Raw genomic sequence first — 26,814 nt, 5'->3', positions numbered from 1 at the left:
GCACCTCCGATGCGGGGGCGGCCGGAACGGTGCCCGGCAGGCCGGCGGGGGTCGGGGACCCGGCCGGTGGCAGGGCGGCGCGCGAGCGCGCGGCCACCGGCCGGCCGGGGTCACGGGGGGTCATGACTGCACCTCCGGGGCGGCCGCTGCGGCGGGCGCGATACGGACGAGCTCGCCGGGGCGGGCGCCCGTGTCGGCGGTGACGCCGCCGCCCACCGAGTTCAGCGGCAGCCACACGACCCGGTCGGGCATCTCGCTGACCTGGAGCGGCAGCCGTACGGAGCCGGCCGGTCCGGTGACCTCCAGTTCGTCGCCGTCCTTGACGCCCGTCTCCGCCGCGGTGGCAGCCGAGAGCCGGGCGACCGCCGCGTGCCGGGTGCCGGCCAGCGCCTCGTCGCCCTGCTGGAGCACACCGTTGTCGAGCAGGAGCCGGTGACCGGCGAGGACCGCCTCGCCCTCACCGGCCCGGGGCAGCGGGTGCGCGCCCTCCAGCGGTTCGGTGGCCCGCGGGCCGTCCCAGCGGCCGAGCCGGTCCAGTTCGGTGCGTACGGACTTGAGGTCCGGGAGACCGAAGTGCACGTCGAGGGTGTCGGCGAGCATGTGCAGCACCCGTGCGTCCGTGGGAGCGAGGCGGCGGGTCATGTGGTCGGGCTTCAGCGCGGCCTCGAACATCCGGGCCCGTCCCTCCCAGTTGAGGAACGTCCCCGGCTTCTCCGCGACGGCCGCGACCGGGAAGACGACGTCCGCCCGGTCGGTGACCTCACTCGGCCGCAGTTCCAGGGAGACCAGGAAGCCGACCGCGTCGAGCGCCTCACGCGCCCGCGCCGGGTCGGGCAGGTCCGCGACCTCGACACCGGCGACGAGCAGCGCGCCCAGTTCCCCGGTGGCCGCCGCCTCGACGATCTGCCCGGTGTCGCGGCCGTAGCGGTGCGGGAGTTCGCGTACGCGCCACACCGCCGCGGTCTCCTCACGGGCCCGCGGGTCGGTGGCCGGCCGGCCGCCGGGCAGCAGCGACGGCAGCGCGCCGGCCTCCACGGCGCCGCGCTCACCGGCGCGGCGCGGGATCCACACCAGCCGGGCGCCGGTGGCGGTCGCCGCTCGTACGGCCGCGGTGAGGCCGCCGGGTACGGCGGCGAGCCGCTCCCCGACCACGATCACCGCCCCGTCGGCGCGCAGCGCCTGGGCCGCCCGCGCGCCGTCCCCGTCGAGGCCGGTGCCGGAGGCGAGGCCCTCTTGAGACAACGCAGTCAGCCACTCGGCCTCGGTGCCGGGCGCGGCGGGGAGCAGCGTGCCGCCGCACTTGGCGAGGCCGCGGGTGGCGTGCGTGGCGAGGGAGAAGGTGCGCTGGCCGTGCTTGCGGTGGGCCTTGCGCAGCCGCAGGAAGACGCCGGGGGCCTCCTCCTCGGACTCGAACCCGGCGAGCAGCACCGCCGGGGCCTTCTCCAGCGCCGCGTAGGTGACTCCGGTGCCGGACAGGTCCCTGCCCTGCCCCGCGACGCGCGCCGCGAGGAAGTCGGCCTCCTCCGCGGAGTGGATCCGGGCGCGGAAGTCGATGTCGTTGGTGTCGAGTGCGACGCGGGCGAACTTGGCGTACGCGTAGGCGTCCTCCACGGTCAGCCGGCCGCCGGTCAGGACACCGGTGCGGCCCTTGACGAGACCGCGAGCGGCTGCCTCCAGCGCCTCCGGCCAGCTCGCCGGCTCCAGCACACCCTGCTCGTTGCGGACCAGGGGCGTGGTGAGCCGGTCGCGCTGCTGGGAGTAGCGGAAGGCGAAGCGCCCCTTGTCGCACAGCCACTCCTCGTTGACCTCCGGGTCCTCCGCGGCCAGACGCCGCATGACCTTGCCGCGGCGGTGATCGGTCCGGGTCGCGCAGCCGCCCGCGCAGTGCTCGCAGACGGACGGTGAGGAGATGAGGTCGAACGGGCGGGAGCGGAACCGGTAGGCGGCGGAGGTCAGCGCCCCGACCGGGCAGATCTGGATGGTGTTGCCGGAGAAGTACGACTCGAACGGGTCGCCCTCGCCGGTGCCGACCTGCTGCAGCGCACCGCGCTCCAGCAGCTCGATCATCGGGTCGCCCGCGATCTGGTTGGAGAAGCGGGTGCAGCGCGCGCACAGCACGCACCGCTCGCGGTCGAGCAGCACCTGGGTGGAGACCGGGACCGGCTTCTCGAAGGTCCGCTTCTTGCCCTCGAAGCGGGAGTCGGCCTGGCCGTGGGAGACCGCCTGGTTCTGCAGCGGGCACTCACCGCCCTTGTCGCAGACCGGGCAGTCCAGCGGATGGTTGATCAGCAGCAGCTCCATCACGCCCTTCTGCGCCTTCTCGGCGACGGGCGAGGTGAGCTGCGACTTGACGACCATGCCGTCGGTGCAGGTGATGGTGCAGGAGGCCATCGGCTTGCGCTGCCCCTCCACCTCCACGATGCACTGGCGGCAGGCGCCGACCGGGTCGAGGAGCGGGTGGTCGCAGAAGCGCGGGATCTCGATCCCGAGCATCTCGGCGGCCCGGATGACCAGCGTCCCCTTGGGGACGGAGATCTCCACACCGTCGATCGTCAGCGAGACGAGATCCTCCGGCGGCACGGCGCCGCCGCCCGCGGCGGTGGAACCGGTCGTGGTGACGGTCATGCCCGCACCTCCCCGTGGTGCCGGGCGGTCTGCGCGGCTTCGTCCGCGCAGCGGCCTGCGGCGGGGCCGCGGCCGGGATTCGGCGCGTGCGCCACAGTCATGCGGACACCTCCGTGGTGTGTCGGTCGGCCCAGGCCGTCGACCGTGCGGGGTCGAAGGGGCAGCCCTTGCCGGTGATGTGCTGCTCGTACTCGTCGCGGAAGTACTTGAGCGAGGAGAAGATCGGCGACGCGGCGCCGTCGCCGAGGGCGCAGAAGGACTTGCCGTTGATGTTGTCGGCGATGTCGTTCAGCTTGTCCAGATCGGCAAGGGTGCCGGCCCCGTTTTCGATGGAGCGGAGCAACTGCACCAGCCAGTAGGTGCCTTCGCGGCACGGTGTGCACTTGCCGCAGGACTCGTGCGCGTAGAACTCGGTCCAGCGGGTGACGGCCCGCACCACGCACGTCGTCTCGTCGAAGCACTGGAGCGCCTTGGTGCCGAGCATCGAACCGGCCGCGCCGACGCCTTCGTAGTCCAGCGGGACGTCGAGGTGCTCTTCGGTGAACATCGGGGTCGAGGAGCCGCCGGGCGTCCAGAACTTCAGCCGGTGACCCGGGCGCATGCCGCCGCTCATGTCGAGCAGCTGGCGCAGGGTGATGCCGAGCGGCGCCTCGTACTGGCCGGGGCTCGCGACGTGGCCGCTGAGCGAGTACAGCGTGAAGCCCGGGGACTTCTCGCTGCCCATGGACCTGAACCAGTCCTTGCCCTTGTGGAGGATCGCGGGAACCGAGGCGATGGACTCGACGTTGTTCACCACGGTGGGGCAGGCGTAGAGGCCGGCGACCGCGGGGAAGGGGGGCCGCAGCCGGGGCTGGCCGCGGCGGCCCTCCAGGGAGTCCAGCAGCGCGGTCTCCTCACCGCAGATGTACGCGCCGGCGCCCGCGTGCACGATGAGTTCGAGGTCGAGTCCGCTGCCGAGGATGTCCTTGCCGAGGTAGCCCGCCGCGTACGCCTCGCGCACGGCCTCGTGCAGCCGCCGCAGTACGGGGACGACCTCACCGCGCAGGTAGATGAAGGCGTGACTGGAGCGGATCGCGTAGCAGGCGATCACGATTCCCTCGATGAGGGAGTGCGGATTGGCGAACAGAAGGGGGATGTCCTTGCAGGTGCCCGGCTCCGACTCGTCCGCGTTGACGACGAGGTAGTGCGGCTTGCCGTCGCCCTGCGGAATGAACTGCCACTTCATACCGGTGGGGAAGCCCGCGCCGCCGCGGCCGCGCAGACCGGCGTCCTTGACGTAGGCGATCAGGTCGTCCGGTGACATGGCGAGCGCCTTGCGCAGGCCCTCGTAGCCGTCGTGCCTGCGGTAGGTCTCGAGCGTCCATGACCGCGGTTCGTCCCAGAAGGCCGACAGGACCGGGGAGAGGAGCTTCTCCGGGCTGCCCTCCGACGTGATCTCCGGCCGCGAATCGCCGCCGTATTCGGTGGACACGGTCATCACTCCCCCTCCGCGGCCACAGGTCCGGCCGGGTTGTCCGGGTCGGACGCCGAAGTCCTCTGCGGTGCGTCGTGCGAGCTCAGGTGCTGGGAACCGGGCTGCGGTGGCTCGTGCGGCGCCTCGCCGCGCGGATGGACCACCCGCGCCGGTGCCGTCTCGCCCTTGGCGAGCCGCAGACCGATCAGCGACGCCGGGCCCGCGCCGCCGGTCGCCTCGACCGCGCCGGGGCGCTCGTCGGGGAAGCCGGCCAGGATGCGGGCGGTCTCCTTGTACGTGCACAGGGGCGCGCCGCGGGTGGGGCTGACCTGCTCGCCGGCGCGCAGGTCGTCGACGAGCCTCTTCGCCGACTCGGGGGTCTGGTTGTCGAAGAACTCCCAGTTGACCATCACCACGGGCGCGAAGTCGCAGGCGGCGTTGCACTCGATGTGCTCGAGGGTGACCTTGCCGTCCTCGGTCGTCTCGTTGTTCCCGACGCCGAGGTGCTCCTTGAGTTCCTCGAAGATCGCGTCGCCGCCCATCACCGCGCAGAGCGTGTTGGTGCAGACGCCGACCTGGTAGTCGCCGGACGGCTTGCGCCGGTACATGGAGTAGAAGGTGGCGACCGCGGTGACCTCCGCCGTGGTGAGGTCGAGCGTCTCGGCGCAGAACCGCATGCCCGTGCGGGTCACATGGCCCTCTTCCGACTGCACGAGGTGCAGCAGGGGCAGCAGGGCGGACCGGCTGCCGGGATAGCGGGCGATGATCTCCTTCGCGTCCGCCTCCAGCCTCGCGCGCACATCGGCCGGGTAGTCGGGCGCGGGCGGTTGCGGCATGCCCAGCGATACGTCCGTCATCGGTCGACGCCTCCCATCACGGGGTCGATGGACGCGACGGCGACGATGACGTCGGCGACCTGGCCGCCCTCGCACATGGCCGCCATGGCCTGCAGATTGGTGAACGACGGGTCGCGGAAGTGGACCCGGAAGGGCCGGGTGCCGCCGTCGGAGACGACGTGGACGCCGAGTTCGCCCTTGGGCGACTCGACCGCGGCGTACACCTGCCCGGCCGGGACCCGGAATCCCTCCGTGACCAGCTTGAAGTGGTGGATCAGGGCCTCCATGGAGGTGCCCATGATCTTCTTGATGTGGTCGAGGGAGTTGCCGAGGCCGTCGGGGCCGAGGGCCAGCTGCGCGGGCCAGGCGATCTTCTTGTCGTCGACCATCACCGGGCCCGGCTCCAGCCGGTCCAGGCACTGCTCGACGATCCGCAGCGACTGCCGCATCTCCTCGAGCCGGATGAGGAATCGGCCGTAGGAGTCGCAGGTGTCGGCGGTCGGGACGTCGAAGTCGTAGGTCTCGTAGCCGCAGTACGGGTCGGTCTTGCGCAGGTCGTGGGCGAGGCCCGTGGAGCGCAGGATCGGTCCGGTCGCGCCGAGCGCCATGCAGCCGGCCAGGTCCAGGTACCCGACGTCCTGAAGACGGGACTTGAAGATCGGGTTGCCGGTGGCGAGCTTGTCGTACTCCGGCAGGTTCTTCTTCAGGGCCTTCACGAGCTCGCGAAGCTGGTCGATCGCGCCGGGCGGCAGGTCCTGGGCGAGTCCGCCGGGCCTGATGTACGCGTGGTTCATGCGCAGCCCGGTGATCAGCTCGTAGACATCGAGAATGAGTTCACGATCACGGAATCCGTAGATCATGATCGTGGTGGCGCCCAGTTCCATACCGCCGGTGGCGATGGCGACCAGGTGCGAGGAGAGCCGGTTGAGCTCCATCAGCAGGACCCGTACGACCGACGCCCGGTCCGGGATCCGGTCATCGATGCCGAGCAGCCGCTCCACGCCCAGGCAGTACGCCGTCTCGTTGAAGAACGGCGTCAGGTAGTCCATGCGCGTGACGAAGGTGGTGCCCTGCGTCCAGGTCCGGTACTCGAGGTTCTTCTCGATGCCGGTGTGGAGGTAGCCGATGCCGCAGCGGGCCTCGGTGACGGTCTCGCCGTCGATCTCCAGGATCAGCCGGAGCACACCGTGCGTGGAGGGGTGCTGCGGCCCCATGTTGACGACGATCCGCTCGTCGTCGGTCCTGGCCGCGGACTGGACGACCTCGTCCCAGTCACCACCGGTGACCGTGTAGACCGGACCCTCGGTGGTTTCGCGTGCGCTTGCAGTGGTCATCGCAGCCTCCCGAAGGGAGTCGTTGAGGGGCGGTGGTCGGGTGACGGGTGAACAGTCACGAGTACGACCTCCGCTGGTCCGGAGCCGGGATCTGGGCGCCCTTGTACTCGACGGCGATGCCGCCGAGGGGATAGTCCTTGCGCTGCGGGAAGCCCTGCCAGTCGTCCGGCATCATGATCCGGGTGAGAGCGGGGTGGCCGTCGAAGACGAGCCCGAAGAAGTCGTAGGTCTCGCGCTCGTGCCAGTCGTTGGTGGGATAGACCGGCACCAGGGACGGGATGTGCGGGTCGCTGTCCGGGGCGGAGACCTCCAGCCGGAGGATCCGGCCGTGGGTGAGCGAGCGCAGGTGGTAGACGGCGTGCAGCTCGCGGCCCTTGTCCTCGAGGTAGTGCACCCCGCTCACGCCGGTGCAGAGCTCGAAGCGCAGTGCCGGGTCGTCCCGCAGGGTCCTCGCCACCCGCGGCAGGTGCTCGCGCGCGATGTGGAAGGTGAGTTCGCCGCGGTCGACGACGGTCTTCTCGATGGCGTTCTCGGGCACCAGGCCCTGCTCCTCGAGCGCGCCCTCGAGTTCGTCGGCGACCTCGTCGAAGTAGCCGCCGTACGGGCGGGAGGCCGGACCCGGCAGCCGTACGGAGCGTACGAGCCCTCCGTAACCGGACGTGTCGCCTCCGTCGTTGGCGCCGAACATGCCGCGCTGGACGCGGATCTCCTCGCCGTGCTCACCGCGTTGTCCCGGAAGGTTCTGCTCGGAGAGCTCCTTCTCCGGGTTCGGCTGGTCACTCATCGTGTCCCCCTCGTACTTCTCCGTCCGCACCGGGGGCCCCGCCCGCCGAAGGCAGGGGGAGTGGAGGCGCGGCTTTCGTGTCCGCCCGCGGCCCGGCGGCCGCCCCGCCGCGGCAGCGGCTGGTGTAACGGCCGTCGCTCACCGCAGCAGCCCCTTCATCTCGATCGTCGGGAGGGCCTTGAGGGCGGCCTCCTCCGCCTCGCGGGCGGCTTCCTCCGCGTTCACGCCGAGCTTGGAGCTCTGGATCTTCTGGTGGAGCTTGAGAATCGCGTCCAGCAGCATCTCGGGGCGGGGCGGGCAGCCCGGCAGATAGATGTCGACAGGGACCACATGATCAACGCCCTGCACAATCGCGTAATTATTGAACATTCCGCCAGAAGACGCGCAAACCCCCATGGAAATGACCCACTTGGGATTGGGCATCTGGTCGTACACCTGGCGCAGGACGGGCGCCATCTTCTGGCTCACCCGGCCGGCCACGATCATCAGGTCGGCCTGGCGCGGCGAACCGCGGAAGACCTCCATGCCGAAGCGGGCGAGGTCGTAACGGCCGGCGCCGGTCGTCATCATCTCGATGGCGCAGCAGGCCAGGCCGAAGGTCGCGGGGAAGACGGATGACTTGCGCACCCAGCCCGCGGCCTGTTCGACGGTGGTGAGCAGGAAACCGCTCGGCAGCTTCTCTTCGAGTCCCATGGTGTGCCCCTCAGCTCCTCAGTCCCATTCCAGGCCGCCGCGCCGCCATACATACGCGTAGGCGACGAAGACGGTGAGCACGAAGAGCAGCATCTCCACGAGCCCGAAGATCCCCAGGGCGTCGAAGCTGACGGCCCAGGGATAGAGGAAGACGATCTCGATGTCGAAAATGATGAAGAGCATCGCCGTCAGGTAGTACTTGATCGGGAAGCGACCACCTCCGGCAGGTGTGGGGGTGGGTTCGATGCCGCACTCGTACGCATCGAGCTTTGCCCGGTTGTACCGCTTGGGGCCGATAAGCGTGGCCATGACCACGGAGAAGATCGCAAACCCTGCCCCGAGGGCGCCGAGCACAAGGATGGGCACGTAGGCATTCACCCTCCTCGCTCCTTCCAGTCGTCCTTGACCGTTGGACCGCACCGGGCAACCGCCTCACCATCCCGCAGGTGACACCCACTTCCGAAGATCGCGACCGAGGGTCGCGCCGGAAGATCGTGCACATGTGAGGCAGTTCACAAGCCCGACTGCCTCGCATCCTATGCCCGTCGGTCTGTGATCTGCGACACGGGGTCGGTCACGGAGTTTGTGATCTCCACCACCCGACGAAGGATCATGAAGTCGGATGAGCGGCGATCTTCGCACATGAAGCGCCCGACCGATCACGAGCCGTGACATCGGAACTCGTCACCGCTGGTCGGGGCGGGGGTGACCTATCAAGCGGAGATGACCGCACGCAAATTGGAGATGGACCGCATCGGGTGATATTGGACGACGGGTCACCCGACAGGGGCATCGGACGGATCACGGTGGACGCGCCCGCCTCTTCACGAGTTCACGAGCAGCCTCGGCGTTGACCATTCTGTGACCTGCGCCACTCACTCAAGAGTTCAACAAAGGCGGGCTTGGCCATGGATGTAAAGCGGTGGTAAGCCACCGGCAATTCGGACCTTTTACGGAAAGCCCATGATCACAGCCCTGATCATGCTTGCCCGTTTTGCCCGTTACGGCGCCAATAAGGGTCCATGCAAAGCGGATTCAGAGGTTCCGGTCGTAACTGTGGCGCAACACACGTTTCTTGAAGGGAACCGGGAAGCCCTGATAGCGGTTGTACTCATGTCCCACACCGCTCACATACCCAGCCACCGGAAGCCCCGCCGCAGCGCCTCGAAAATGGCGATACGGGCCGGAGTTGCCGGTGGCTTCCTCAGCACCATCGCGATGGCCGGTGCCGCCGGGCCGGCGAACGCCGTGCCGGTGACCGAGACCATCGAGATGCCCCTTCTCACCGCGGACGCGGTCACCGCCGTGACCCAGGCCGCCGAAGCCACCGAGCAGGTCGCCCTGGACCTCGAACTCCAGGCGCAGCTGCAGGCCCAGGAGGACGCCGCCGCCGCCAAGGCCGCGAAGGCCGCGGAGACGGCCAAGGCCGAGGCGGACCGCAAGGCCGAGGCCGAGAAGAAGAAGGCGGAGGAGGAAGCGCGGAAGCGCGCGGAGGCCGCCGCCGAGGAGCGCGCGTCCCGCGACTCCGAGCGCACCTCCCTCTCCACCTACAGCTCCGCCGGCAGCTCCGCCGGCAGCACCGCCACGGGCACCGCCACGGGCAGCGCCGCGACAGTGGTCGCCTTCCTCAAGGCGCAGCTCGGCGACGCCTACATCATGGGCGCCACCGGCCCCAACGCCTGGGACTGCTCCAGCCTGGTCCAGGCCGCCTACCGCACGGTCGGCATCGACCTCCCGCGGGTCTCGCAGGACCAGTCCCTCGCCGGCACCCAGGTCGGCACGTCCAACCTGCAGATCGGCGACATCCTCTACTGGGGCGGCGCCGGCTCGGCGTACCACACGGGCGTCTACATCGGCGACGGCAAGTACCTGGACGCCGCGAACCCGAGCAAGGGCGTCGTCATCCAGGACCTGTCGGGCTACCCGGCGAGCGGCGCGGTCCGCGTCCTCTGACGTCCCCTCAGCACGTGGGGCGCCCGAAGTGCGCCCGCACACCGCGCGAAGTGTGAAGCGACAGGCGTGAAGCGTACGGAAGGCCGTCGCTCCCTCGGGGGAGCGGCGGCCTTCGCGCATCCGGCGGGCAGCCGGCCCGGATGCCCGGGGCATGGCCTCGCGGTGGAAGACGTACCTCGCCCCCGGACAGCCCGCCAGGACCGGCCCGACCCGCCGGACGAGAAGACGGCCCGCCGTGCCGACCCCCGTACCGGTCAGCGGTCCGCGCGTGGCGTCGACGACCGGCGTGAGGGGTCGGTACGCGGCGAGCCGGCGCGGCCCGGCCGACAGGTGCGGCCACTCGGCCCAGCCCGGGCGCAGGGGCGGTCGGCGACCGGCCGGCCTTCGCGCCCTGGCTCCCCGAAGATCCGCCGTGCCGCATCCGGGCCGCCCGTGCCGTCGATGGTTAGCATCCTCCAGGGGCGGCCCACCAACGGCACAGGAGGCGTCATGCAGCACGGACCCGGATCCCGGCTGTCGACGAACCGTTCACGGCTCGGCCACAAGGCGCGGTACGCGCTGCGGCATCCCGGGCGGGTGCTGCCCTATCTGCGCCGCGCGGGCCGGGACACGTGGCTGCGGCTGCGCCATCGCGGCGGGCACGTCGCGTACTACCGGGCGGTGATGGCGTCGGACACCGCGAGGAGCCCCGAGGCGGCGGTGGGCGGAGGGCCGTCCCGCGAGCGCTGGCTCGCCATCGGGCAGATGCAGTTCGACTACCTGAAGGAGCACGGGCTGCGGCCGCAGGACCGGCTGCTCGAGATCGGCTGCGGCAACCTGCGGGCCGGGTGGCGGTTCATCGACCATCTGGAGCCGGGCCACTACTACGGGATCGACATCTCGCCGGACATCCTCATCGAGGCCAAGAAGACCCTCGTCCGGTACGGCCTCCAGCACAAGATGCCGTATCTCACCCCCGTCGAGGACCTGAAGCTCGACTTCCTCCCCGACGCGTCGTTCACGGTCGTGCACGCGCACAGCGTCTTCTCGCACTCGCCGCTGGAGGTCATCGACGAATGCCTCGCCCACATCGGACGGGTGCTGGCACCCGGTGGCTTCTTCGACTTCACCTACGACCGCACCGAGGCGCATGAGCACCAGGTCCTGGGCGAGGACTTCTACTACCGCACGGAGACGCTGACCCGGCTGGCCGCGGGGCACGGTCTCGCCGCCCGCTTCATGGACGACTGGGAGCAACTGCCGCACGGGCAGTCGAAACTCCGCGTGACCCACACCGTCTGATCCGACCGGCGCCGAGCCGTGCCGGGGCGGGCCCGTCGACGGCGACCGGGCCGTCATTTGCGTGTCCTGACCGCGCGGTCAAGGGGTCACGCTTACGCGGTCACGCCGGTCCTCCGGTCACGTCCCGCGCTCCCGCAGCCAGTCCTGGAACGTCTGTGTGTCCCGCGGACCGGGCCGGTGGGGAGCTGGCCTCCGGACGCCATCGCGCGGGCCGCACGGCCGGGGATGCGGACGGGGGCCACGAAGCGGCGTTCACCACGCAGCGGGAGGACGCGGCGGATCATGTCGAGGAGCAGTTCCTCGCGCGGGCCGGCCAGTTCGGGAGCCAGGCCCAGGGGTGGGCCCTCCGTGGGGGCGCCTTCGTCGTTCTGCCACCACGGAAGACGCTCACCGCTCCTCATGGGTACCGTTCTTGAGAGAGCCCGAACGGATGGAGCCCCGCGCATGCTGGAAGAAGCCGAGGAGATCGGCCGCCGTGTTCGCCGCGCGCGCCTGCGCCTGGGCATGCCACAGGGGACCTCGCCGCCGCCCTGGGAAAGTCTCAGGGGTGGGTGTCCAAGATGGAACGCGGACGAATCGAGATCGACCGCGTCGGCCTGCTCAACGCCATCGCGGCCGAGCTGCACGTTCATCCCAACGACCTGATCGGGCGCCCATACACCAGCAGCCCGGCTGACAATCAGTGGCAGGTCGCCGCCGCGTCCATCTTGCGTGAACTACGCCGCTACGACCTCACGCCGGTGTTCGAGGGCACCCCCCGGCCGTCGAGCGAACTATCGCGTGACATGACCAGGCTGCACCGTCTACGAGACGCCGCCGCCAACGTGGCCGTCCTGCGTGTGCTGCCGGACCTGCTACGCGAGGCGCGGGCGCTCGCCGAGGTTTCCAGCGGCCACGAACGCGAAGAGGCGTACGCCATCTACGCCGTCGCCTGCAAGTTCGCCCACACGGCCGCCCACGCCCTCGGACACGCGGAACTGATCACCATGGCCGCCGAGCGTGCGGCCTGGTCCGCCCGCCTGTCCGGTGACCCCGTCATGCCCGCACTCGCCGACTGGATGCGCGTATGGGACATGTGGGCGACCGCCGATTGGGACGACGCCCTGTCACTGTCCGACAAGGCCCTCGGCAGCATCCAGGACGACTACGACCTCGGCGATCCCCTCGCCGTTCGGATGTGGGGATCTCTGCACCTCCGCGCCGCCGTGTCGGCCGCACGTGCGGGCCGGCCGTCGGAGTCCGAGGACCGCATCGCGCATGCCCGCGCCGCGGCAGAACGCATGACGAACCACCAGGGCCCACCGGTCTACGACCGCCATTCAGTGACGTTCTCACCGGGCAACGTGCAGATTCACGCGATCAGCGTGGCGCTGGAATCCGGCGACCAGACACGAGCGCTCGCGATAAACCGCCGCACGGACGCTGATCAGCACGGAACTCCGCGAGACCCTGGTCGACAACATGCGCGCCAAGTTCCCGCGGCTGACCGAGGAGAAGGCCGACCGTGGCGTCGGGCAGATGCTCGCCTTCCTCGCCGCGTGCGACTACAGCGACAAGCCGCTCAGCCCGTCGCCCCTCGTGGACGACTTCTGGCACGCCATCCTGCTCCACACCAAGGCGTATCGGGAGTTCTGCGAGGAGAAGTTCGGCCGGTTCCTGGACCACCAGCCCGGATACCTCGACCCGGAGGAGCACGGGGGCGGCAAGGCCCTCCGTGCCCGGACGGTCGACGCGATCACACTCGCCGGGTACGAGATCGACATGGAGTTCTGGCCCGAGCTGGACCTCGCCGAGTGCTCGCAGTGCCACGCGAACTGCTCGGACAGCCCGTTCCATCCCTGACGATGCCCCCGTCGGCCTCTGGTCTGTGCCACGCTGTGGCCAGACCGGGGGCCGGCCCCCTTTTGTCCGACCGATGCAGGGAGACCGGCGGTGGACCGCATCGAATGGCACGACCTACCAGCCGCAACCCAGGCCGCCGTCGAGCACCAGACGGGCCCGGTCGAGGAGGCCGCGACCGCACCGTACGGCGTCATGTCTCGACTCGCCTGCACCGTCGACACACGAGCGGGCCGAATGTTCGTCAAGGGCACCCGCCGCGACGACCCGCAGGCTTGGGTGTACCGCCACGAGGCACAAGTCACCCGGAACGCACTTCGTGCGCCCCACGTCCTTTGGAACGTCGACGCCGGCGGGTGGCTGCTGTACGGGTACGAGTACGTCGAGGGACGCTACCCGGACATGACACCGGAGTCCGACGATCTCGCCCGCCTTGTCCAGACGCTCAGCGTCGTGTCCGAGGCGCCATGGCCTGAGGCGCTGCGTAAGAAGCCGCTTCACACACGGTGGGCCGACTTCCTTCCCGATGATGTTCCCGCCGGGCTGCAAGGTCGAGGGCTCGCTCACACAGACATGTCGCCGCACAACATGCTGGTAACCCCTGTCGGCAAGCTGCTGCTGCTTGATTGGGCTCTAGCCTGCCCCGCCCCCGCATGGGCGGACACCGCGTTGACCATCCCGCGGCTCATCTCCGCCGGACACACCGCAGAGCAGGCCGAGGCAATCGCCCGGCAGGTGCCCGCGTACAGCGCCGCCGCCCCTGCCACAGTGACCACGTTCGCGCGCACCGTCTTCCGCGCGTGGGAAGACTGGGAGCGGACTCGACCACTGCCGCACCGTGCCGCCCTCACCGCCGCCGCACGAGAGTGGGCTGCCCATCGCGAGAGGGTGCCGTTTCCATAGATCGCCTTTCACCGGTGCACCGGACGGTTCTGTGCTAATCGGAAACTGTGCTGCGCACGGGACACCACGTGCGGACGATTTACGTATGACCAAACGAGAACACAACGTCACCAAGCCAGGCGGACATGGACAGAGCTCCCCATGGAGAAGATGTCCCGCCACCTACGGCTCGCCCGCCGATCCGGCTTCGTAGTGCTGGGAAGTCACGGCTTCAGCCACCTGGGTTCATGAGCATGCCAGGGCTCGGACGCGGCCTCGTACTGCGCGGTCGCAGCCTGGGTTACCCACATCTCGAATCGGCTAACCGGTCATGCCTACGGCGTGAACGGGCTCGCACCGTAGGCCACAACTGCCCCACGCCATCCGGCTTGGATGATCACGAACGCGGAGCGACCTTGGACAGGCCGTTGATGATGCGGTCCATCGCGTCACCGCCCGTCGGGTCGGTCAGGTTGGCCAGCATCTTCAGCGTGAACTTCATCAGCACGGGGTGCGTCAGGCCGCGTTGGGTCGCGATCTTCATGACCTTCGGGTTGCCGATGAGCTTCACGAAGGCGCGGCCCAGGGTGTAGTAGCCGCCGTAGGTGTCCTTGAGGACCTTCGGGTAGCGGTGCAGGGCCGTTTCACGCTGGGCCGGAGTCTGCCGGGCCTGGGCCTGGACGATGACGTCGGCCGCGATCTGGCCGGACTCCATCGCGTAGGCGATGCCCTCACCGTTGAACGGGTTGACCAGTCCGCCCGCGTCACCGACCAGCAGCAGACCGCGGGTGTAGTGCGGCTGGCGGTTGAAGGCCATCGGCAGGGCCGCCCCGCGAATTGGGCCGGTCATGTTCTCCTCGGTGTAGCCCCAGTCCTCCGGCATGGACGCACACCACGCCTTGAGGACCTCGCGCCAGTCCAGCTCCTTGAAGGACGCGGAGGTGTTGAGGACGCCGAGGCCGACGTTGGACGTGCCGTCGCCCATGCCGAAGATCCAGCCGTAGCCGGGCAGCAGCCGGTCCTCGCCCGGTCCGCGGCGGTCCCACAGCTCCAGCCAGGACTCGAGGTAGTCGTCCTCGTGGCGCGGTGAGGTGAAGTACGTGCGGACCGCGACGCCCATCGGGCGGTCCTCACGGCGGTGCAGGCCCATGGCGAGCGAGATCCGGGAGGAGTTGCCGTCGGCGGCGACGACGAGCGGGGCGCGGAAGGTGACCGGGGTCTTCTCCTCGCCGAGTTTGGCGTGCACACCGGTGATCCGGCCGGTGCGGTCGTCGATGAGCGGCGCACCGACGTTGCACCGTTCGTACAGCCGCGCGCCCGCCTTCTGCGCCTGCCGGGCCAGTTGCTCGTCGAAGTCGTCGCGCTTGCGGACCAGACCGTAGTCCGGGTACGAGGCGAGATCCGGCCAGTCGAGCTGGAGCCGCACACCGCCGCCGATGATCCGCAGGCCCTTGTTCCGGAGCCAGCCGGCCTCTTCCGAGATGTCGATGCCCATGGCGACCAGTTGTTTGGTCGCGCGCGGCGTGAGGCCGTCGCCGCAGACCTTCTCACGCGGGAAGGCGGTCTTCTCCAGCAGCAGCACGTCCAGTCCGGCCTTCGCCAGGTGGTACGCGGTCGTGGAGCCGGCCGGGCCCGCGCCGACGACGATCACATCGGCAGAGTGCTCGGTGAGGGCTTCGGTCACGGCGGCTTCTCCCGAAGATTCGATGGGGCTGTCGATATCGCGTACCGAACGGCACAGGACAGGTGCAGTCTTGTGCAGTCTAAGGTGGCGTACCGATCAACCGACCGAAGGGCTCCGTCCATGACCAGCAGGCCGCTCCCCGTCATACGGCTCCGGGTGCCCACGGACGAGGACGCCGTCGCCTGGCACCGTGTCTTCGACGACCCGGAGGTCATGGAGTTCCACGGCGGGAAGGCGGCCGGACTGTCCGTCTACGAGGAGCTCACCGCGCGGCAGCGCAGACACGACGCCGAGCGCGGATTCTGCCTCTGGACGATGCTCGACGAGAACGGCGAGGTCATCGGCTTCACCGGCGCCCAGCCGTGGCCGCACGAGGACTTCGGCCCCGTCGGCGAGATCGAGATCGGCTGGCGGCTGGCACGTGCCGCCTGGGGCAAGGGGTACGCGACCGTGGCCGCCCGCACCACGCTGGAGCGGGTACGGGCGGCGGGGGTGGAGCGGGTCGTGGCGATGGTCGACTCCCGCAACGAGCGTTCCATCGCCGTGACCCGGCGGCTCGGCATGGAACTCGTGGAGACGTTCACGGCTCCGGTGTCCCGGAAGCAGGGCTTCTGCTTCCGGCTGGAGCTGGCGGCCGCCCGGCCCTGAGTCCGGGACCGGCCGGCCTCCGGACTCAGCCGGCCTTGAACGTGTTGACCGCGGTGGAGAACACCGTGTCCGTGACCGGGTCCCAGGCGTCGGCGCGACCGGCGGCGAGGATCGCGTACTCGGTGCCGTCGGCGGCGACGAACGCCTGGTCGATCACGTGACGCCGCAAGGAGCTCTCGTCGGGCTCGGGGATGTGCGTGAACTCCCAGATCGCACCCGGCCGTCCTTGGTAGGTGTTCTCCTCCAGCCGGACCCGTTCGTACGCGCTCTCGGTGTTCGCCAGGTACTTGCGTTCCAGGCCGGTGAAGTTCTCGTGGCTGCTCATCGGGGTGTCCCTGACGATCCCGACCTGGATGTACGCGCCGCCGGTGGGGGCCTCGTAGAAGACCTGGCTGCCGGCCTGACGACGGGCCCAGCCCTCCATCACGCCGATGGTGAACCCGGCCGGGTCCCGCTTCAGGACGAATCCGGGCGGGAGCACGGAGTCGGCGCCGGGAGGGGATACGGACGCGCGGGGGGACGGCTCGGTGGACGGCGTGACGGAGGGCGCGGCGGACGACGCCGTGGGCGGCGGGGTGGGCGAGGGGGATGCGGACGCCTTGGCATCGGCACCGGGCGTCCCGACGGTCTCGACCGACGGGCCGGCCCGGTCGTCGCCCCGGTCCTGAAGCATCAGCACACCGGCTGTCGCGCCACCGCCGACGACGAACGCGGCGGTGAGCGTGGCCGTCCACACCATGACGCGCCGCTTGCGGCCCCCGTCGGCGGCGGGCTCGTCGTACGCCCCGGGGAGCAGCGGTGGCTGCGGCGCGTACGGCCCCGGTGTGTACGCCGCGGCGCCGCCGCCCACGGCGGTGGGCGTCGGTACGGGAGCGGCCGGGCCCTGCTCGGGCAGCGCACCGGCCACGGGGGCGGGCTCATCGACCGGGGCGGCCGGCGCGGTCCCGGCCGGGAAGGGCGCGGGCGAAGGCGGGGGCGCGGCCGGGAAAGGCGCGGGCGAAGACGGAGGCACGGCCGGGAAAGGCGCGGACAGGGGCGGGGCCACCGGCATCACGGCCGCCGGGCCGGACGGAATCGCGAAGGCGGGCGGAGCCACAGCCGGTGGCGATGGCACGGACGGCACGGACGGCACAGACGGCACTTCGGGCAGCCGCTCCTTCCCGCATTCCATGCAGAAGCGCGCCTCATCCGGGGACGGGGTGCCGCAGTGCTGGCAGTACGACGCCATGGGGAGACTCCGAAACAGCAGGCGGGTACGGGGAGATGAGGCTCAGGAGGGGAGTGGAGAAGGGAGCGGGCGGACAAGTACGGTCTTTGCAGTCGTAGACCACTGACTCATCTTCACCACCGGCCGGTTCCCGTCAGCTCGGCGCCGGGGCAACGGAAATGGCCGGCCTGCTCAGAACACGGAGAGGCCGGTCAGCGTCGTGAAGCGGTCCAGTGCCGCCATGCCCGCCACCGAGTTGCCGCGCGCGTCCAGTCCGGGACTCCAGACGCACAGGGTGCACCGCCCCGGTACGACCGCCACGATCCCGCCGCCCACCCCGCTCTTGCCGGGCAGCCCGACCCGGTACGCGAACTCGCCCGCCGCGTCGTACGTCCCGCAGGTCAGCATCACGGCGTTGATCTGCTTGGCCTCGCTGCGGGTCAGCAGCCGCGAGCCGTCGGCGCGCAGCCCGTGGCGGGCCAGGAAGCGTGCCGCCAGGGTCAGATCGGCGCAGCTCATCTCGATCGAGCACTGCCAGAAGTAGTGGTCGAGCAGCGTCGGTACCGGGTTCGCGATGTTGCCGTACGCGGCCATGAAGTGGGCGAGCGCGGCATTGCGGTCGCCGTGCGCGGACTCCGACTCGGCGACCTCGGGGTCGAAGGCCAGGTCCGGGTTGCCGCTCTCCTGGCGCAGGAACTCCAGCAGTTCGCTGCTCGCGTCACCGGTGAGCGTCTGCAGCCGGTCGGTGACGACGAGGGCGCCCGCGTTGATGAACGGATTGCGCGGGACACCGTTCTCGTACTCCAGCTGCACCAGCGAGTTGAACGGGTTGCCGGAGGGCTCACGGCCGACCCGCTCCCACAGGGTGTCGTCACCCTCGGCCAGGGCGAGCGCGAGGGCGAACACCTTGGTGATCGACTGCGCGGAGAAGGGTCGCTCCCAGTCCCCCACCCCGTACACCTTGCCGCTCACGTCGGCGACGGCCATGCCGAAGCACCGCGGGTCGACACCCGCGAGTGCGGGAATGTACTCGGCGGGGGTGCCGCTGCCGACCAGCGGGGCGACGTCCTCGGCGATCTGCTCCAGGACCGCCTGGTAGTCCACGGCGATTCCGTGAAGCTCCATGCCCGCTGCCTACTGGGGCTTGGCGCCGCGGTGCAGCGCCACGATGCCACCGGACAGGTTGCGCCAAGCGACCTTGGACCAGCCGGCCTGCTGGAGGCGGCGCGCCAGGGCGGGCTGGTCGGGCCAGCTCCGGATCGACTCGGCGAGATAGACGTACGCGTCCGGGTTCGAGGAGACCGCGCGGGCCACGGGCGGCAGGGCCCGCATCAGGTACTCCTCGTAGACGGTCCGCAGCGGCGCCCACGTCGGGTGCGAGAACTCGCAGATCACCACGCGTCCACCCGGCTTGGTGACCCGGTGCAGCTCACGCAGGGCCGCGTCCGTGTCCTGGACGTTGCGCAGCCCGAAGGAGATCGTCACGGCGTCGAAGACGTCGTCGGCGAACGGCAGTTTCGTCGCGTCGCCCGCGGTGAGCGGCAGCCACGGATTACGCCGCTTGCCCTCGCGCAGCATGCCGAGGGAGAAGTCGCAGGGCACGACATACGCGCCGGTGGCGGTGAAGGGCAGAGACGAGGTCCCGGTGCCCGCGGCCAGGTCGAGGACCTTCTCCGCGGGACGGGCGTCGACAGCCTTCGCCACCTCCCTGCGCCAGCGGCGGTCCTGTCCGAGCGAGAGCACGTCGTTGGTGAGGTCGTAGTTCGCCGCCACGTCGTCGAACATCGAGGCGACTTCGTGCGGCTGCTTTTCCAGGGAGGCTCGGGTCACGGACCCATTGTGCAACCCGCCCCGTCCCCGCACGGACCAGGGTGCGGCCGCGCGCTCCGGAATCCGTACTCGCCCGCCGCCGCCGATTCCGGACGGCTGCGGTGGCAGAGGCCCGAACGGGCGGGGTGGCTGAGACCGGACGGGCGCGACTGAGCCGGGACGGGGCCGCTGAGGCCGGGAGGGCACGGCTATCTGCGCCGGTGGACCAGGCGGCCGCCGATGACGGTGGCCACGCAGGTCGAGGCCCCGGACCGGACCAGTGCGGCCCGGTCCGGCACGTCGAACACGGCGAACCGGGCGGGGCCGCCCGGAACCGGGCCGGGCAGCAGGACGAGGGGCACCGGCGAGAACGACGGCGGTCCCGGCAGTCTCGGAGGACGCCCGCCCACGACGAGCCCGGCGCGGCGCACGGCGTCCAGGGCGGGCCGGCTGCGCAGTTCGCCCGCGATCGCGACCGTCCCGTGCGCCAGCATCCGCTGGACCCCGCGCCGCGCGCTCGCGCCCCGGCGTGACTCGTCGGCACGGAAGACGGCCTGCGCGCGCTCGCCGGTGATCGGCTCGGTGCCCAGCTCGTCGGCCTCGCGCGGGTCCGGATGGTAGGTGGCCTCCAGCAGCTCGGGCCCGTACGGGTTGAGCAGCCCCGGGGTGAGGATGCCGGGCCACCGCCGTACCCGCGCCTGCGGACGGACGGCGGCCAGGTCCTCGTACGGGCCGACGGCGGCGATGTGCGCGCCGTCGACGAGAACGGCGAGTTCCGGCGACGCCTCGGCGACGTGGATCGTCAGCACGGCCGCGTCAGTTCGCGGGGAGCAGCTTCAGCTCCGGGTGGGCCGTGCCCCCCTCGATGGCGGTGGAGGAGATGTGCGAGACGACGCGCTCGTCGACCGGGTCGTCCGCCGGGTCCTCGTGCACCACGATGTGCTCGTACGTCGTGGTCCGCTGCGCGGGCACGCGGCCCGCCTTGCGGATCAGGTCGATGATCTCCATGCGGTTGGAGCGGTGCTTGGCACCGGCCGATGAGACGACGTTCTCCTCGAGCATGATCGAGCCGAGGTCGTCCGCGCCGTAGTGCAGCGACAGCTGGCCGACCTCCTTGCCGGTGGTGAGCCAGGAGCCCTGGATGTGGGCGATGTTGTCCATGAAGAGCCGCGCGATGGCGATCATGCGCAGGTACTCGAAGAGCGTGGCCTGCGTCCGGCCCTTGAGGTGGTTGTTCTCCGGCTGGTACGTGTACGGGATGAAGGCGCGGAAGCCGCCCGTGCGGTCCTGCACGTCGCGGATCATCCGCAGGTGCTCGATGCGCTCGGCGTTCGTCTCGCCCGTGCCCATCAGCATGGTGGAAGTGGACTCGACACCCAGGCCGTGCGCGATCTCCATGATCTCCAGCCACCGCTCGCCCGACTCCTTGAGCGGGGCGATCGCCTTGCGCGGCCGCGCGGGCAGCAGTTCGGCGCCCGCACCGGCGAAGGAGTCGAGACCGGCGGCGTGGATGCGGGAGATCGCCTCCTCCACGGACACCCCGGAGATCCGGGCCATGTGCTCCACCTCGGAGGCGCCGAGCGAGTGGATCACCAGCTCCGGGAACTCCTTCTTGATGGCCGCGAAGTGCTCCTCGTAGTACTCCACCCCGTAGTCGGGGTGGTGGCCGCCCTGGAACATGATCTGGGTGCCGCCGAGCTCGACGGTCTCCGCGCAGCGGCGCAGGATGTCGTCGAGGTCGCGGGTCCAGCCCTTGGCGGTGTCCTTCGGCGCTGCGTAGAAGGCGCAGAACTTGCACGCCGTGACACACACGTTGGTGTAGTTGATGTTGCGCTCGATGATGTACGTCGCGATGTGCTCGCTGCCCGCGTACCGCCGCCGGCGCACGGCGTCCGCCGCCGCGCCGAGGGCGTGCAGCGGAGCGGAGCGGTAGAGCTCGAGCGCTTCCTCTGCCGTGATCCGGCCGCCTTCGGCGGCACGGTCCAGGACGGGCTGAAGATCGGCCTTCTCGGTCACCGGGCGTCACCCTTCGGCGGTTTTCTGCTGGTTCCACGGACCGATCCAGGCTACGCCACCGCTCGGGCCGGGCCGTCGGCCGGTCTTCTTCGTGACCGTCGCGGTCAGGTGGCCCGCGGCCTCCTCGCGCGACCGGTCTCGCGGCGTCCCGTCACCGGTGATCGTCAGCTCCACAAGCGCGTCGCCTCCGGTGCACCGGCCCTGCGAGGGCCGTTCGGTGCCCGTGCGACCAGGCACCCTCAGCCGTCGGTCCTGGCGAGCGTTCCCCCGTGGCGTCCCGGTGCGGCGCCTTCCGGCTCGTAACGGAGGGTGCCGTCCTTCTGGAGCGTGAACCGCCACACGACGTTGCTCGTCTGGCACTGGCCGGGCGGGTTCGGTCGGTAGGGGTCGACACGCTCCTCGATGCGCACGGACGTGTCGGTGGCCGAGAGGAGTTCGCCGAGGGCGTGGCACTTGAATTCGGCGACATTCGTCAGGACGAGGTGGTCGGAGGCACGGGCGACCTCCTCGTTCTGCTTCCCGGCCGTGAACTCGACGGTGAGGACGTGCTCCGAATACGCGCTCGGCGCCTCCACGTCACCGGTCCAGGTGCCGATGAAGGCCGGCGGTACCGTGTCGGCCCGGTCGGCGGAGCCGGTCGGTGTCGCGGTGGCGTCGGTGCCGGACGCGGGCGGCTGCGCCTCGGAGCCGCCCTTCTCCTCGCCGCCCGACGGCGACCGCGCCACGTCGGAGCTGCCCCTGCCGCCGTCGCCCTTGTCCGGCCACCAGTCGAGGAGGAACCCGCCGGCCACCGTCACCGCGGCGACCGCGACGGCCACCGCCATCGCGGCGGTGCAGCTGATCTGGCGGCCGCGCCTGAGCGCGCCGGCCGGGGGCGATACGCCGTTCACCGGCGGACCGGCCGGAGCGAACGGACCGTGAGCGGCATACGAACCCGACGCCGGACCGTGAGCGGCATACGAACCCGACGCCGGACTGGCCGAGGCGCCGGGCCGCGGGTCGGGCGCCGCCGAGGGCCCCCACCCGGCGCCCGCGCCCGGCACGGCGCGCACGTGACCCGTGCCGTCCTGCGTGAACGCCCCCTCCGCCCCCGGGCCCCGCGGGTCCCCGGCGTACCCGGACTGTCCCGGGACGGACGCTCCCGCCCCTGCGGGCGGCCGGCCCGGCGGCTCATGGAGGGGAGTGCCCGGCGCGCCGGAGCTCTCGGACGGCGGCGGACCGAAGACGCCGACGGCGGAGCTGCCGAACGCCACAGGACCCGACGGTCCGGGAGCCGGTACGTCCACCGCGGGCGAGGACTCCAGGTGCAGCAGCTCGACGGCAGCCCGGCTGATCCGCTCGACCATGGGTGTCGGCAGCCATCCGTCACCGGTCTCCGCACCGGTCTGCAGCAGCGCCGATATCTCGGTGGGAGCAGGTCGCGCGGCCGGGTCCTTGGCCAGGCAGCCGGCCACCAGATCCCGCAGATCGCCGTCGAGCAGGCCCAGTTCCGGCTCGTCGTGCACGACCTTGTAGAGCAGCGCGGCGGAGGAGTCACCCGGGAACGGCGCCTCGCCGGTCGCGGCGTACGCCAGGGTCGCCCCGAGGGAGAAGACGTCCGCGGAACCGGTGACGCGCCTGCCGAGAATCTGCTCCGGCGCCATGTAGCCGGGAGAGCCGACCGACGCTCCGGTCGAGGTCAGGGAGGCGGTGCCGTCGGTGGCCCGTACGATGCCGAAGTCGATCAGCCGGGGCCCTTCGAGGGTCAGCAGCACGTTGGACGGCTTCACGTCCCGGTGCACGAGCCCCTCGGTGTGCACGGCCGTCAGCGCCTGTGCGAGCCCCCGGCCCAGCAGTCGTACCGAGCGGCCGGGCAGCGGGCCGTGCCCGGCGACCGCGTCGGCCAGTGAGGGCCCCGCGACATAACCGGTCGCGACCCATGGCTGCGAGGCGTCCGGATCGGCGTCCAGGACGGGTGCGGTCCACTCACCGCCGACCCGCCGCGCCGCCTCCACCTCGCGCCGGAACCGGGCCCGGAACTCGCCGTCGAGCGCGAAGTGCGGATGGACGACCTTGACCGCGACGGTCCGCCCACCCGCGCTGCGACCCAGATAGACCCGGCCCATGCCGCCGGCGCCGAGTCTGCCCAGCAGCCGGTACGCGCCGATGCTGCGCGGCTCGTCCGGTTCCAGTGCCTGCAAGTGGATCCCCCCGTTTCGGCCGTCCCACCGTCCGGCCCAAGACTAGGACGCCGAGGAGGCGTGGGGACCGAGAAGTTCGACTGTCACGTCCGCCGGGAAGCCGGTCGTCGGGCCGGTCCTGCGGGCGAACTCCTTCACACCCTCCAGCTGGTCCGGGCCGAAACGGAAGTCCAGCGTCGTGAAGTACCGTTCCAGCAGTTCCGCGTCGAACGCCTCCCAGCGCGCGGCCTGCTCCGCGACCTTGCCGACCTCCTCGAGGGACAGGTCCCGTGAGGCGAGGAACGCCTCGTGCACCGTGCGGACCATGGCCGGCTCGCGGGCCAGGTACTCCTTGCGTGCCGCCCACACGGCGAAGACGAACGGCAGCCCGGTCCACTCCTTCCACATCTGCCCGAGGTCGTGCACCCGCAGACCGAGCCGAGGGGCGTCGTGGAGGGACGCCCGGAGCGCGGCGTCGCCGATCAGGACGGCGGCGTCGGCCTCCTGCATCATCACACCGAGGTCGGGCGGACACGTGTAGTAGTCGGGGGCGACCTTGTACTGCTCGGCGAGCAGCAGCTGGGCCAGCCGTACGGAGGTGCGGGATGTGGAGCCGAGTGCGACGCGCGCCCCGTCGAGCTGCTCCAGCGGCAGCTGCGACACGATTACGCAGGACATGACCGGGCCGTCGCAGCCGACGGCAAGGTCGGGAAAGGCGACGAGTTCATCGGCGTTTCGCAGGAATTCCACCAGTGTGACGGGCGCGATGTCGAGTTCTCCGCGCACCAGCCGCTCGCTGAGCTTCTCCGGTGTGTCCTTCGTCAGTTCGAGATCGAGGAGAGTTCCGGTCCTGGCGAGCCCCCAGTAAAGGGGGAGGCAGTTCAGGAACTGGATGTGACCGACACGCGGCCGGCTGCGACGGAGGTCTGTTGCTGTGCTTTCTCCAGGACTGTCCACATCGTGAGGCTAGACCCGCGCCCGTCCCCCTCCGGCGCCGGGTGACCGCGACGCTCCGGCACGCCCCGTCCGAGCTGGGCTTCGTCAGCCCGGACGGGTGTGATCAAACGTTCGGGTGACGTGATCTTTCCCTCTACCGCTGCGCACACGCTGCGTGCTAGGCTCGACGCAAGTTGCAGTTTGGTTTCCCTTGCAGTACAGAGCCTGCGGAGCATGTAACCCGCAGGCTTTTGTAGTTTTCAGACTTCTTGCAGGTTCTGGAGCAGGGCAACCCTTTGGCCCATAGGAGGGCTCATGGCTACCGGAACCGTCAAGTGGTTCAACGCTGAAAAGGGCTTCGGCTTCATCGCCCAGGACGGCGGCGGCCCGGATGTCTTCGTCCACTACTCCGCGATCAACGCGTCCGGGTTCCGCTCCCTCGAGGAGAACCAGGTCGTGAACTTCGACGTCACCCAGGGCCCGAAGGGCCCGCAGGCGGAGAACGTCACCCCGGCCTAGTCAGCCAGGGTCGGCGATCGCGCACGACTGAGCAGTACCCAAGGAGCCCCGCCCCGTACGGCCGTACGGGGCGGGGCTTCTGCCTTTCGGGCACCCGCTCCCGCCGACGCCGGCACCCCCACCTCTCGGCACGCCCCCGCGACGCCGGGCACCCGCCCGTGCCCCCCGGCCGCGCTAGCCGCGCCGGCCGTCGTAGAGGGACTCGATCTCCGCCTCGAAGTCACGGGCGATCGCCGCACGCTTCAGTTTCAGCGAAGGCGTCAGATGGCCGCTCTCCTCGGTGAAGTCCGCCGCCAGCACCCGGAAGCGGCGGATGGACTCGGCCCGCGAGACCAGCCGGTTCGCCTCGTCCACCGCGCGCTGCAGCGCGTCGAGCAGTTCCTCGTCCCGCACCAGGTCGGCCAGGGGCAGATCCGCCTTCTTCTTCATCCGCCTCCAGTGGTCGAGCCCGTCCGCGTCGAGGGTGAGCAGAGCCGTGACGTACGAGCGGTTGTCGCCGACGACCATGCACTGGGCGACCAGCGGGTGGGCGCGCAGCCAGTCCTCCAGGGGCGCGGGGGTGACGTTCTTGCCGCCGGAGGTGATGATGAGGTCCTTCTTGCGGCCGGTGATCGTCAGGTAGCCGTCGTCGTCGAGCGCCCCCAGGTCACCGGTCGGCAGCCAGCCCTCCGCGTCCGTCAGCGGGACGGCCGAACCGCTCCCGGCGTCCCAGTAGCCGCCGCAGACCTGGCCGCCGCGCAGCATCACCTCGCCGTCGTCGGCGATCCGGACCGCGGTGCCCGGCATCGGCCAGCCGACGGTTCCCAGCCGGGGCCGCAGCGGCGGGGTGACCGTGGAGGCCGCGGTGGTCTCGGTGAGGCCGTAGCCCTCGAAGACCTGGATGCCCGCGCCCGCGTAGAAGGAGGCGAGCCGGCGGCCGAGTGGTGAGCCGCCGCAGATCGCGTACCGCACCTTGCCGCCGAGCGCCGCGCGGATCCGGCGGTAGACCAGCGGGTCGTACAGGGCACGGGCCGCCCTCAGACCGAGCGAAGGTCCCGGCCCGGTGCCGTGCTCCGCGGCCTCGACCGCCTGCCCGTACCGCTGCGCGATCTTCGCGGCGCGGTCGAAGGACGCGGCCCTGCCCATCTTCTCCGCGGTGGCCCGGCCGGTGTTGAAGACCTTCTCCAGTACGTACGGGATGGCCAGCAGGAACGTCGGCCGGAAGCCCGCCAGGTCCGCGAGCAGGTCCTCCGCCTGGATGGAGGGGGCGTGCCCGAGCCGGACCCGGGCCCGCAGGCAGCCGATCGCGACCATGCGCCCGAAGACGTGCGACAGCGGCAGGAAGAGGAGGGTGGAGGCGGGCTCCTTGCTGACCGACTTGAAGACGGGGTGCAGAAGTTCGATCGCGTTGTCGACCTCGGCGAAGAAGTTGGCGTGGGTGAGCACGCAGCCCTTGGGGCGGCCGGTGGTGCCCGAGGTGTAGATCAGCGTCGCGATCGAGTCGGGGGAGAGGGAGGCCCTGCGGGCGGTGACGACCGCGTCGGGGACACGGGCCTCCTCGCCGGCCTTGCGGAGCCGCGCGATGCCCCCGGTGTCGAATGCCCACAGATGGTCGAGGCCGGGCAGTTGCCTGCGTTCACGGCTGATCAGCCTGGCCTGTTCGGCGCTCTCGACGGCGCAGGCCACGGCGCCCGAGTTCTCGAGGATCCAGCGCGCCTGGAAGGCGGAGGACGTCGGATAGACGGGGACGGTGACCAGTCCGGCGGCCCATGCGGCGAAGTCGAGGAGCGTCCACTCGTACGTCGTACGGGACATGATCGCGATCCGGTCGCCCGCTTCGAGCCCCTCGGCGATCAGGCCCTTCGCGACGGCGAGGACCTCCGCCGCGAACTGCGCCGCGGTGACGTCCTGCCAGGCCCCGTCGGCGTCCTTGCGGCTGAGGACCGCGTCGCCGGGGGCCTCACGGGCGTTGCGGAAGGGGATGTCGGCGAGGGACCCGGTGGTGACGGGCGGCACCAGCGCCGGCACGGACACCTCCCGGACGACGCCGTTCACCTGCTTCTTGTGCGGCTCCACCGGCGCGGGCGCCCCGGCGGGGAGAACCAGATCGACTGACACGTGCGGCTCCTCGTGATGGGTCCGGTGCGGCGGGCCTGTGGTGCGGGGGCGCGCTCAGG

The 26,814-nt window shown here is 70.7% G+C and carries 22 protein-coding genes and 2 pseudogenes; 7 read left to right on the top strand and 17 right to left on the bottom strand.

The genetic code is table 11. The features are described 5' to 3' along the window. Positions 1-120: 120 nt before the first annotated feature. From AB0903_RS05620 to AB0903_RS05590, 7 genes are all read right to left on the bottom strand, one after another. Positions 121-2,625 (bottom strand): NADH-quinone oxidoreductase subunit G, encoded by a 2,505-nt coding sequence (locus tag AB0903_RS05620; RefSeq protein ID WP_366699306.1) that lies wholly within the window; start codon positions 2,623-2,625, stop codon positions 121-123. 97 nt (positions 2,626-2,722) lie between these two features. Further along, positions 2,723-4,102, bottom strand: a complete 1,380-nt coding sequence (gene nuoF / locus AB0903_RS05615; protein WP_366699304.1) for an NADH-quinone oxidoreductase subunit NuoF — start codon at positions 4,100-4,102, stop codon at positions 2,723-2,725. Next, the gene (gene nuoE / locus AB0903_RS05610) at positions 4,102-4,935 is read right to left on the bottom strand and encodes an NADH-quinone oxidoreductase subunit NuoE (protein ID WP_366699302.1); all 834 of its coding nucleotides are present in this window, start codon (positions 4,933-4,935) and stop codon (positions 4,102-4,104) included. Before nuoE ends, nuoF begins: the two co-directional genes overlap by 1 nt. Then, positions 4,932-6,248, bottom strand: a complete 1,317-nt coding sequence (locus AB0903_RS05605; protein WP_366699300.1) for an NADH-quinone oxidoreductase subunit D — start codon at positions 6,246-6,248, stop codon at positions 4,932-4,934. Before AB0903_RS05605 ends, nuoE begins: the two co-directional genes overlap by 4 nt. 55 nt (positions 6,249-6,303) lie before the next feature. Next, on the bottom strand, positions 6,304-7,032 hold the full coding sequence (locus tag AB0903_RS05600; protein ID WP_366699298.1) for an NADH-quinone oxidoreductase subunit C: 729 nt from the start codon (positions 7,030-7,032) through the stop codon (positions 6,304-6,306). A gap of 138 nt (positions 7,033-7,170) precedes the next feature. Next, positions 7,171-7,725 (bottom strand): NADH-quinone oxidoreductase subunit B family protein, encoded by a 555-nt coding sequence (locus AB0903_RS05595; RefSeq protein WP_030565381.1) that lies wholly within the window; start codon positions 7,723-7,725, stop codon positions 7,171-7,173. A gap of 18 nt (positions 7,726-7,743) precedes the next feature. Then, positions 7,744-8,103, bottom strand: coding sequence for an NADH-quinone oxidoreductase subunit A (locus AB0903_RS05590; protein ID WP_366699296.1), 360 nt, complete (start codon positions 8,101-8,103; stop codon positions 7,744-7,746). A 735-nt stretch (positions 8,104-8,838) separates the two neighbouring features. Between AB0903_RS05590 and AB0903_RS05585 the strand changes: the two genes are divergently transcribed. The 5 genes and pseudogenes from AB0903_RS05585 to AB0903_RS05565 all read left to right on the top strand — a co-directional run bounded on the left by AB0903_RS05585 (position 8,839) and on the right by AB0903_RS05565 (position 13,701). After that, positions 8,839-9,678, top strand: coding sequence for a C40 family peptidase (locus tag AB0903_RS05585; RefSeq protein WP_366699294.1), 840 nt, complete (start codon positions 8,839-8,841; stop codon positions 9,676-9,678). A gap of 489 nt (positions 9,679-10,167) precedes the next feature. Beyond that, positions 10,168-10,959: a class I SAM-dependent methyltransferase gene (locus AB0903_RS05580; protein ID WP_366699292.1), complete on the top strand. Its 792-nt coding sequence runs from the start codon at positions 10,168-10,170 to the stop codon at positions 10,957-10,959. A 444-nt stretch (positions 10,960-11,403) separates the two neighbouring features. Next, positions 11,404-12,377, top strand: a pseudogene (locus AB0903_RS05575) (helix-turn-helix transcriptional regulator); the annotation flags it as partial. Between the two features lie 43 nt (positions 12,378-12,420). Further along, entirely contained in the window at positions 12,421-12,801 is a 381-nt protein-coding gene (locus AB0903_RS05570; RefSeq protein WP_366699290.1) for a hypothetical protein, read from the top strand. A gap of 90 nt (positions 12,802-12,891) precedes the next feature. Beyond that, entirely contained in the window at positions 12,892-13,701 is an 810-nt protein-coding gene (locus tag AB0903_RS05565; RefSeq protein ID WP_366699288.1) for a hypothetical protein, read from the top strand. A gap of 376 nt (positions 13,702-14,077) precedes the next feature. Here the strand turns inward: AB0903_RS05565 and AB0903_RS05560 are convergent, their stop codons facing one another. Next, positions 14,078-15,364, bottom strand: coding sequence for a geranylgeranyl reductase family protein (locus tag AB0903_RS05560; protein ID WP_366699286.1), 1,287 nt, complete (start codon positions 15,362-15,364; stop codon positions 14,078-14,080). 120 nt (positions 15,365-15,484) lie between these two features. Between AB0903_RS05560 and AB0903_RS05555 the strand changes: the two genes are divergently transcribed. After that, positions 15,485-16,012 (top strand): GNAT family N-acetyltransferase, encoded by a 528-nt coding sequence (locus AB0903_RS05555; RefSeq protein ID WP_366699284.1) that lies wholly within the window; start codon positions 15,485-15,487, stop codon positions 16,010-16,012. 25 nt (positions 16,013-16,037) lie between these two features. On the opposite strand, the gene AB0903_RS05550 is transcribed toward AB0903_RS05555, so the two are convergent. The 8 genes and pseudogenes from AB0903_RS05550 to AB0903_RS05515 all read right to left on the bottom strand — a co-directional run bounded on the left by AB0903_RS05550 (position 16,038) and on the right by AB0903_RS05515 (position 24,160). Further along, positions 16,038-16,919 (bottom strand): hypothetical protein, encoded by an 882-nt coding sequence (locus AB0903_RS05550; RefSeq protein ID WP_366699588.1) that lies wholly within the window; start codon positions 16,917-16,919, stop codon positions 16,038-16,040. A 252-nt stretch (positions 16,920-17,171) separates the two neighbouring features. Continuing rightward, a pseudogene (locus AB0903_RS05545) lies at positions 17,172-17,240 on the bottom strand (zinc-ribbon domain-containing protein); the annotation flags it as partial. A gap of 171 nt (positions 17,241-17,411) precedes the next feature. Next, positions 17,412-18,323 (bottom strand): glutaminase, encoded by a 912-nt coding sequence (locus AB0903_RS05540; protein ID WP_366699582.1) that lies wholly within the window; start codon positions 18,321-18,323, stop codon positions 17,412-17,414. Between the two features lie 30 nt (positions 18,324-18,353). Then, the gene (locus AB0903_RS05535) at positions 18,354-19,049 is read right to left on the bottom strand and encodes a demethylmenaquinone methyltransferase (protein ID WP_366699282.1); all 696 of its coding nucleotides are present in this window, start codon (positions 19,047-19,049) and stop codon (positions 18,354-18,356) included. 188 nt (positions 19,050-19,237) lie between these two features. Beyond that, entirely contained in the window at positions 19,238-19,837 is a 600-nt protein-coding gene (locus AB0903_RS05530; RefSeq protein WP_366699280.1) for a hypothetical protein, read from the bottom strand. A 7-nt stretch (positions 19,838-19,844) separates the two neighbouring features. Next, complete coding sequence (mqnC, locus tag AB0903_RS05525) at positions 19,845-21,044, bottom strand: cyclic dehypoxanthinyl futalosine synthase (protein ID WP_366699278.1); 1,200 nt, start codon at positions 21,042-21,044, stop codon at positions 19,845-19,847. Between the two features lie 239 nt (positions 21,045-21,283). Further along, a complete protein-coding gene (locus AB0903_RS05520) occupies positions 21,284-23,224 on the bottom strand; it encodes a protein kinase (RefSeq protein ID WP_366699276.1) in 1,941 nt (646 codons plus the stop codon). Positions 23,225-23,266: 42 nt separating this feature from the next. Next, a complete protein-coding gene (locus tag AB0903_RS05515) occupies positions 23,267-24,160 on the bottom strand; it encodes a menaquinone biosynthesis protein (RefSeq protein ID WP_366699274.1) in 894 nt (297 codons plus the stop codon). Positions 24,161-24,454: 294 nt separating this feature from the next. Here AB0903_RS05515 and AB0903_RS05510 point away from each other — a divergent pair, with 294 nt between their 5' ends. Then, positions 24,455-24,658, top strand: a complete 204-nt coding sequence (locus tag AB0903_RS05510; RefSeq protein WP_003967102.1) for a cold-shock protein — start codon at positions 24,455-24,457, stop codon at positions 24,656-24,658. Positions 24,659-24,832: 174 nt separating this feature from the next. On the opposite strand, the gene AB0903_RS05505 is transcribed toward AB0903_RS05510, so the two are convergent. Continuing rightward, entirely contained in the window at positions 24,833-26,755 is a 1,923-nt protein-coding gene (locus AB0903_RS05505) for an AMP-dependent synthetase/ligase (protein ID WP_366699272.1), read from the bottom strand. Positions 26,756-26,814 lie beyond the last annotated feature (59 nt).

The sequence above is a fragment of the Streptomyces sp. NPDC048389 genome (assembly GCF_040706335.1).
GTDB lineage: Bacteria > Actinomycetota > Actinomycetes > Streptomycetales > Streptomycetaceae > Streptomyces.
The sequence above is the reverse complement of the archived record's forward strand: the minus strand, read 5'-3'. Positions and strand labels throughout refer to the sequence as shown.

Excerpts from the sequence above, each read along its gene's own strand:
- AB0903_RS05620 (WP_366699306.1), bottom strand. The coding sequence starts at position 2,625 with ATGACCGTCACCACGACCGGTTCCACCGCCGCGGGCGGCGGCGCCGTG.
- nuoF (WP_366699304.1), bottom strand. The coding sequence starts at position 4,102 with ATGACCGTGTCCACCGAATACGGCGGCGATTCGCGGCCGGAGATCACG.
- nuoE (WP_366699302.1), bottom strand. The coding sequence starts at position 4,935 with ATGACGGACGTATCGCTGGGCATGCCGCAACCGCCCGCGCCCGACTAC.
- AB0903_RS05605 (WP_366699300.1), bottom strand. The coding sequence starts at position 6,248 with ATGACCACTGCAAGCGCACGCGAAACCACCGAGGGTCCGGTCTACACG.
- AB0903_RS05600 (WP_366699298.1), bottom strand. The coding sequence starts at position 7,032 with ATGAGTGACCAGCCGAACCCGGAGAAGGAGCTCTCCGAGCAGAACCTT.
- AB0903_RS05595 (WP_030565381.1), bottom strand. The coding sequence starts at position 7,725 with ATGGGACTCGAAGAGAAGCTGCCGAGCGGTTTCCTGCTCACCACCGTC.
- AB0903_RS05585 (WP_366699294.1), top strand. The coding sequence starts at position 8,839 with ATGTCCCACACCGCTCACATACCCAGCCACCGGAAGCCCCGCCGCAGC.
- AB0903_RS05580 (WP_366699292.1), top strand. The coding sequence starts at position 10,168 with ATGCAGCACGGACCCGGATCCCGGCTGTCGACGAACCGTTCACGGCTC.
- AB0903_RS05570 (WP_366699290.1), top strand. The coding sequence starts at position 12,421 with ATGCGCGCCAAGTTCCCGCGGCTGACCGAGGAGAAGGCCGACCGTGGC.
- AB0903_RS05555 (WP_366699284.1), top strand. The coding sequence starts at position 15,485 with ATGACCAGCAGGCCGCTCCCCGTCATACGGCTCCGGGTGCCCACGGAC.
- AB0903_RS05510 (WP_003967102.1), top strand. The coding sequence starts at position 24,455 with ATGGCTACCGGAACCGTCAAGTGGTTCAACGCTGAAAAGGGCTTCGGC.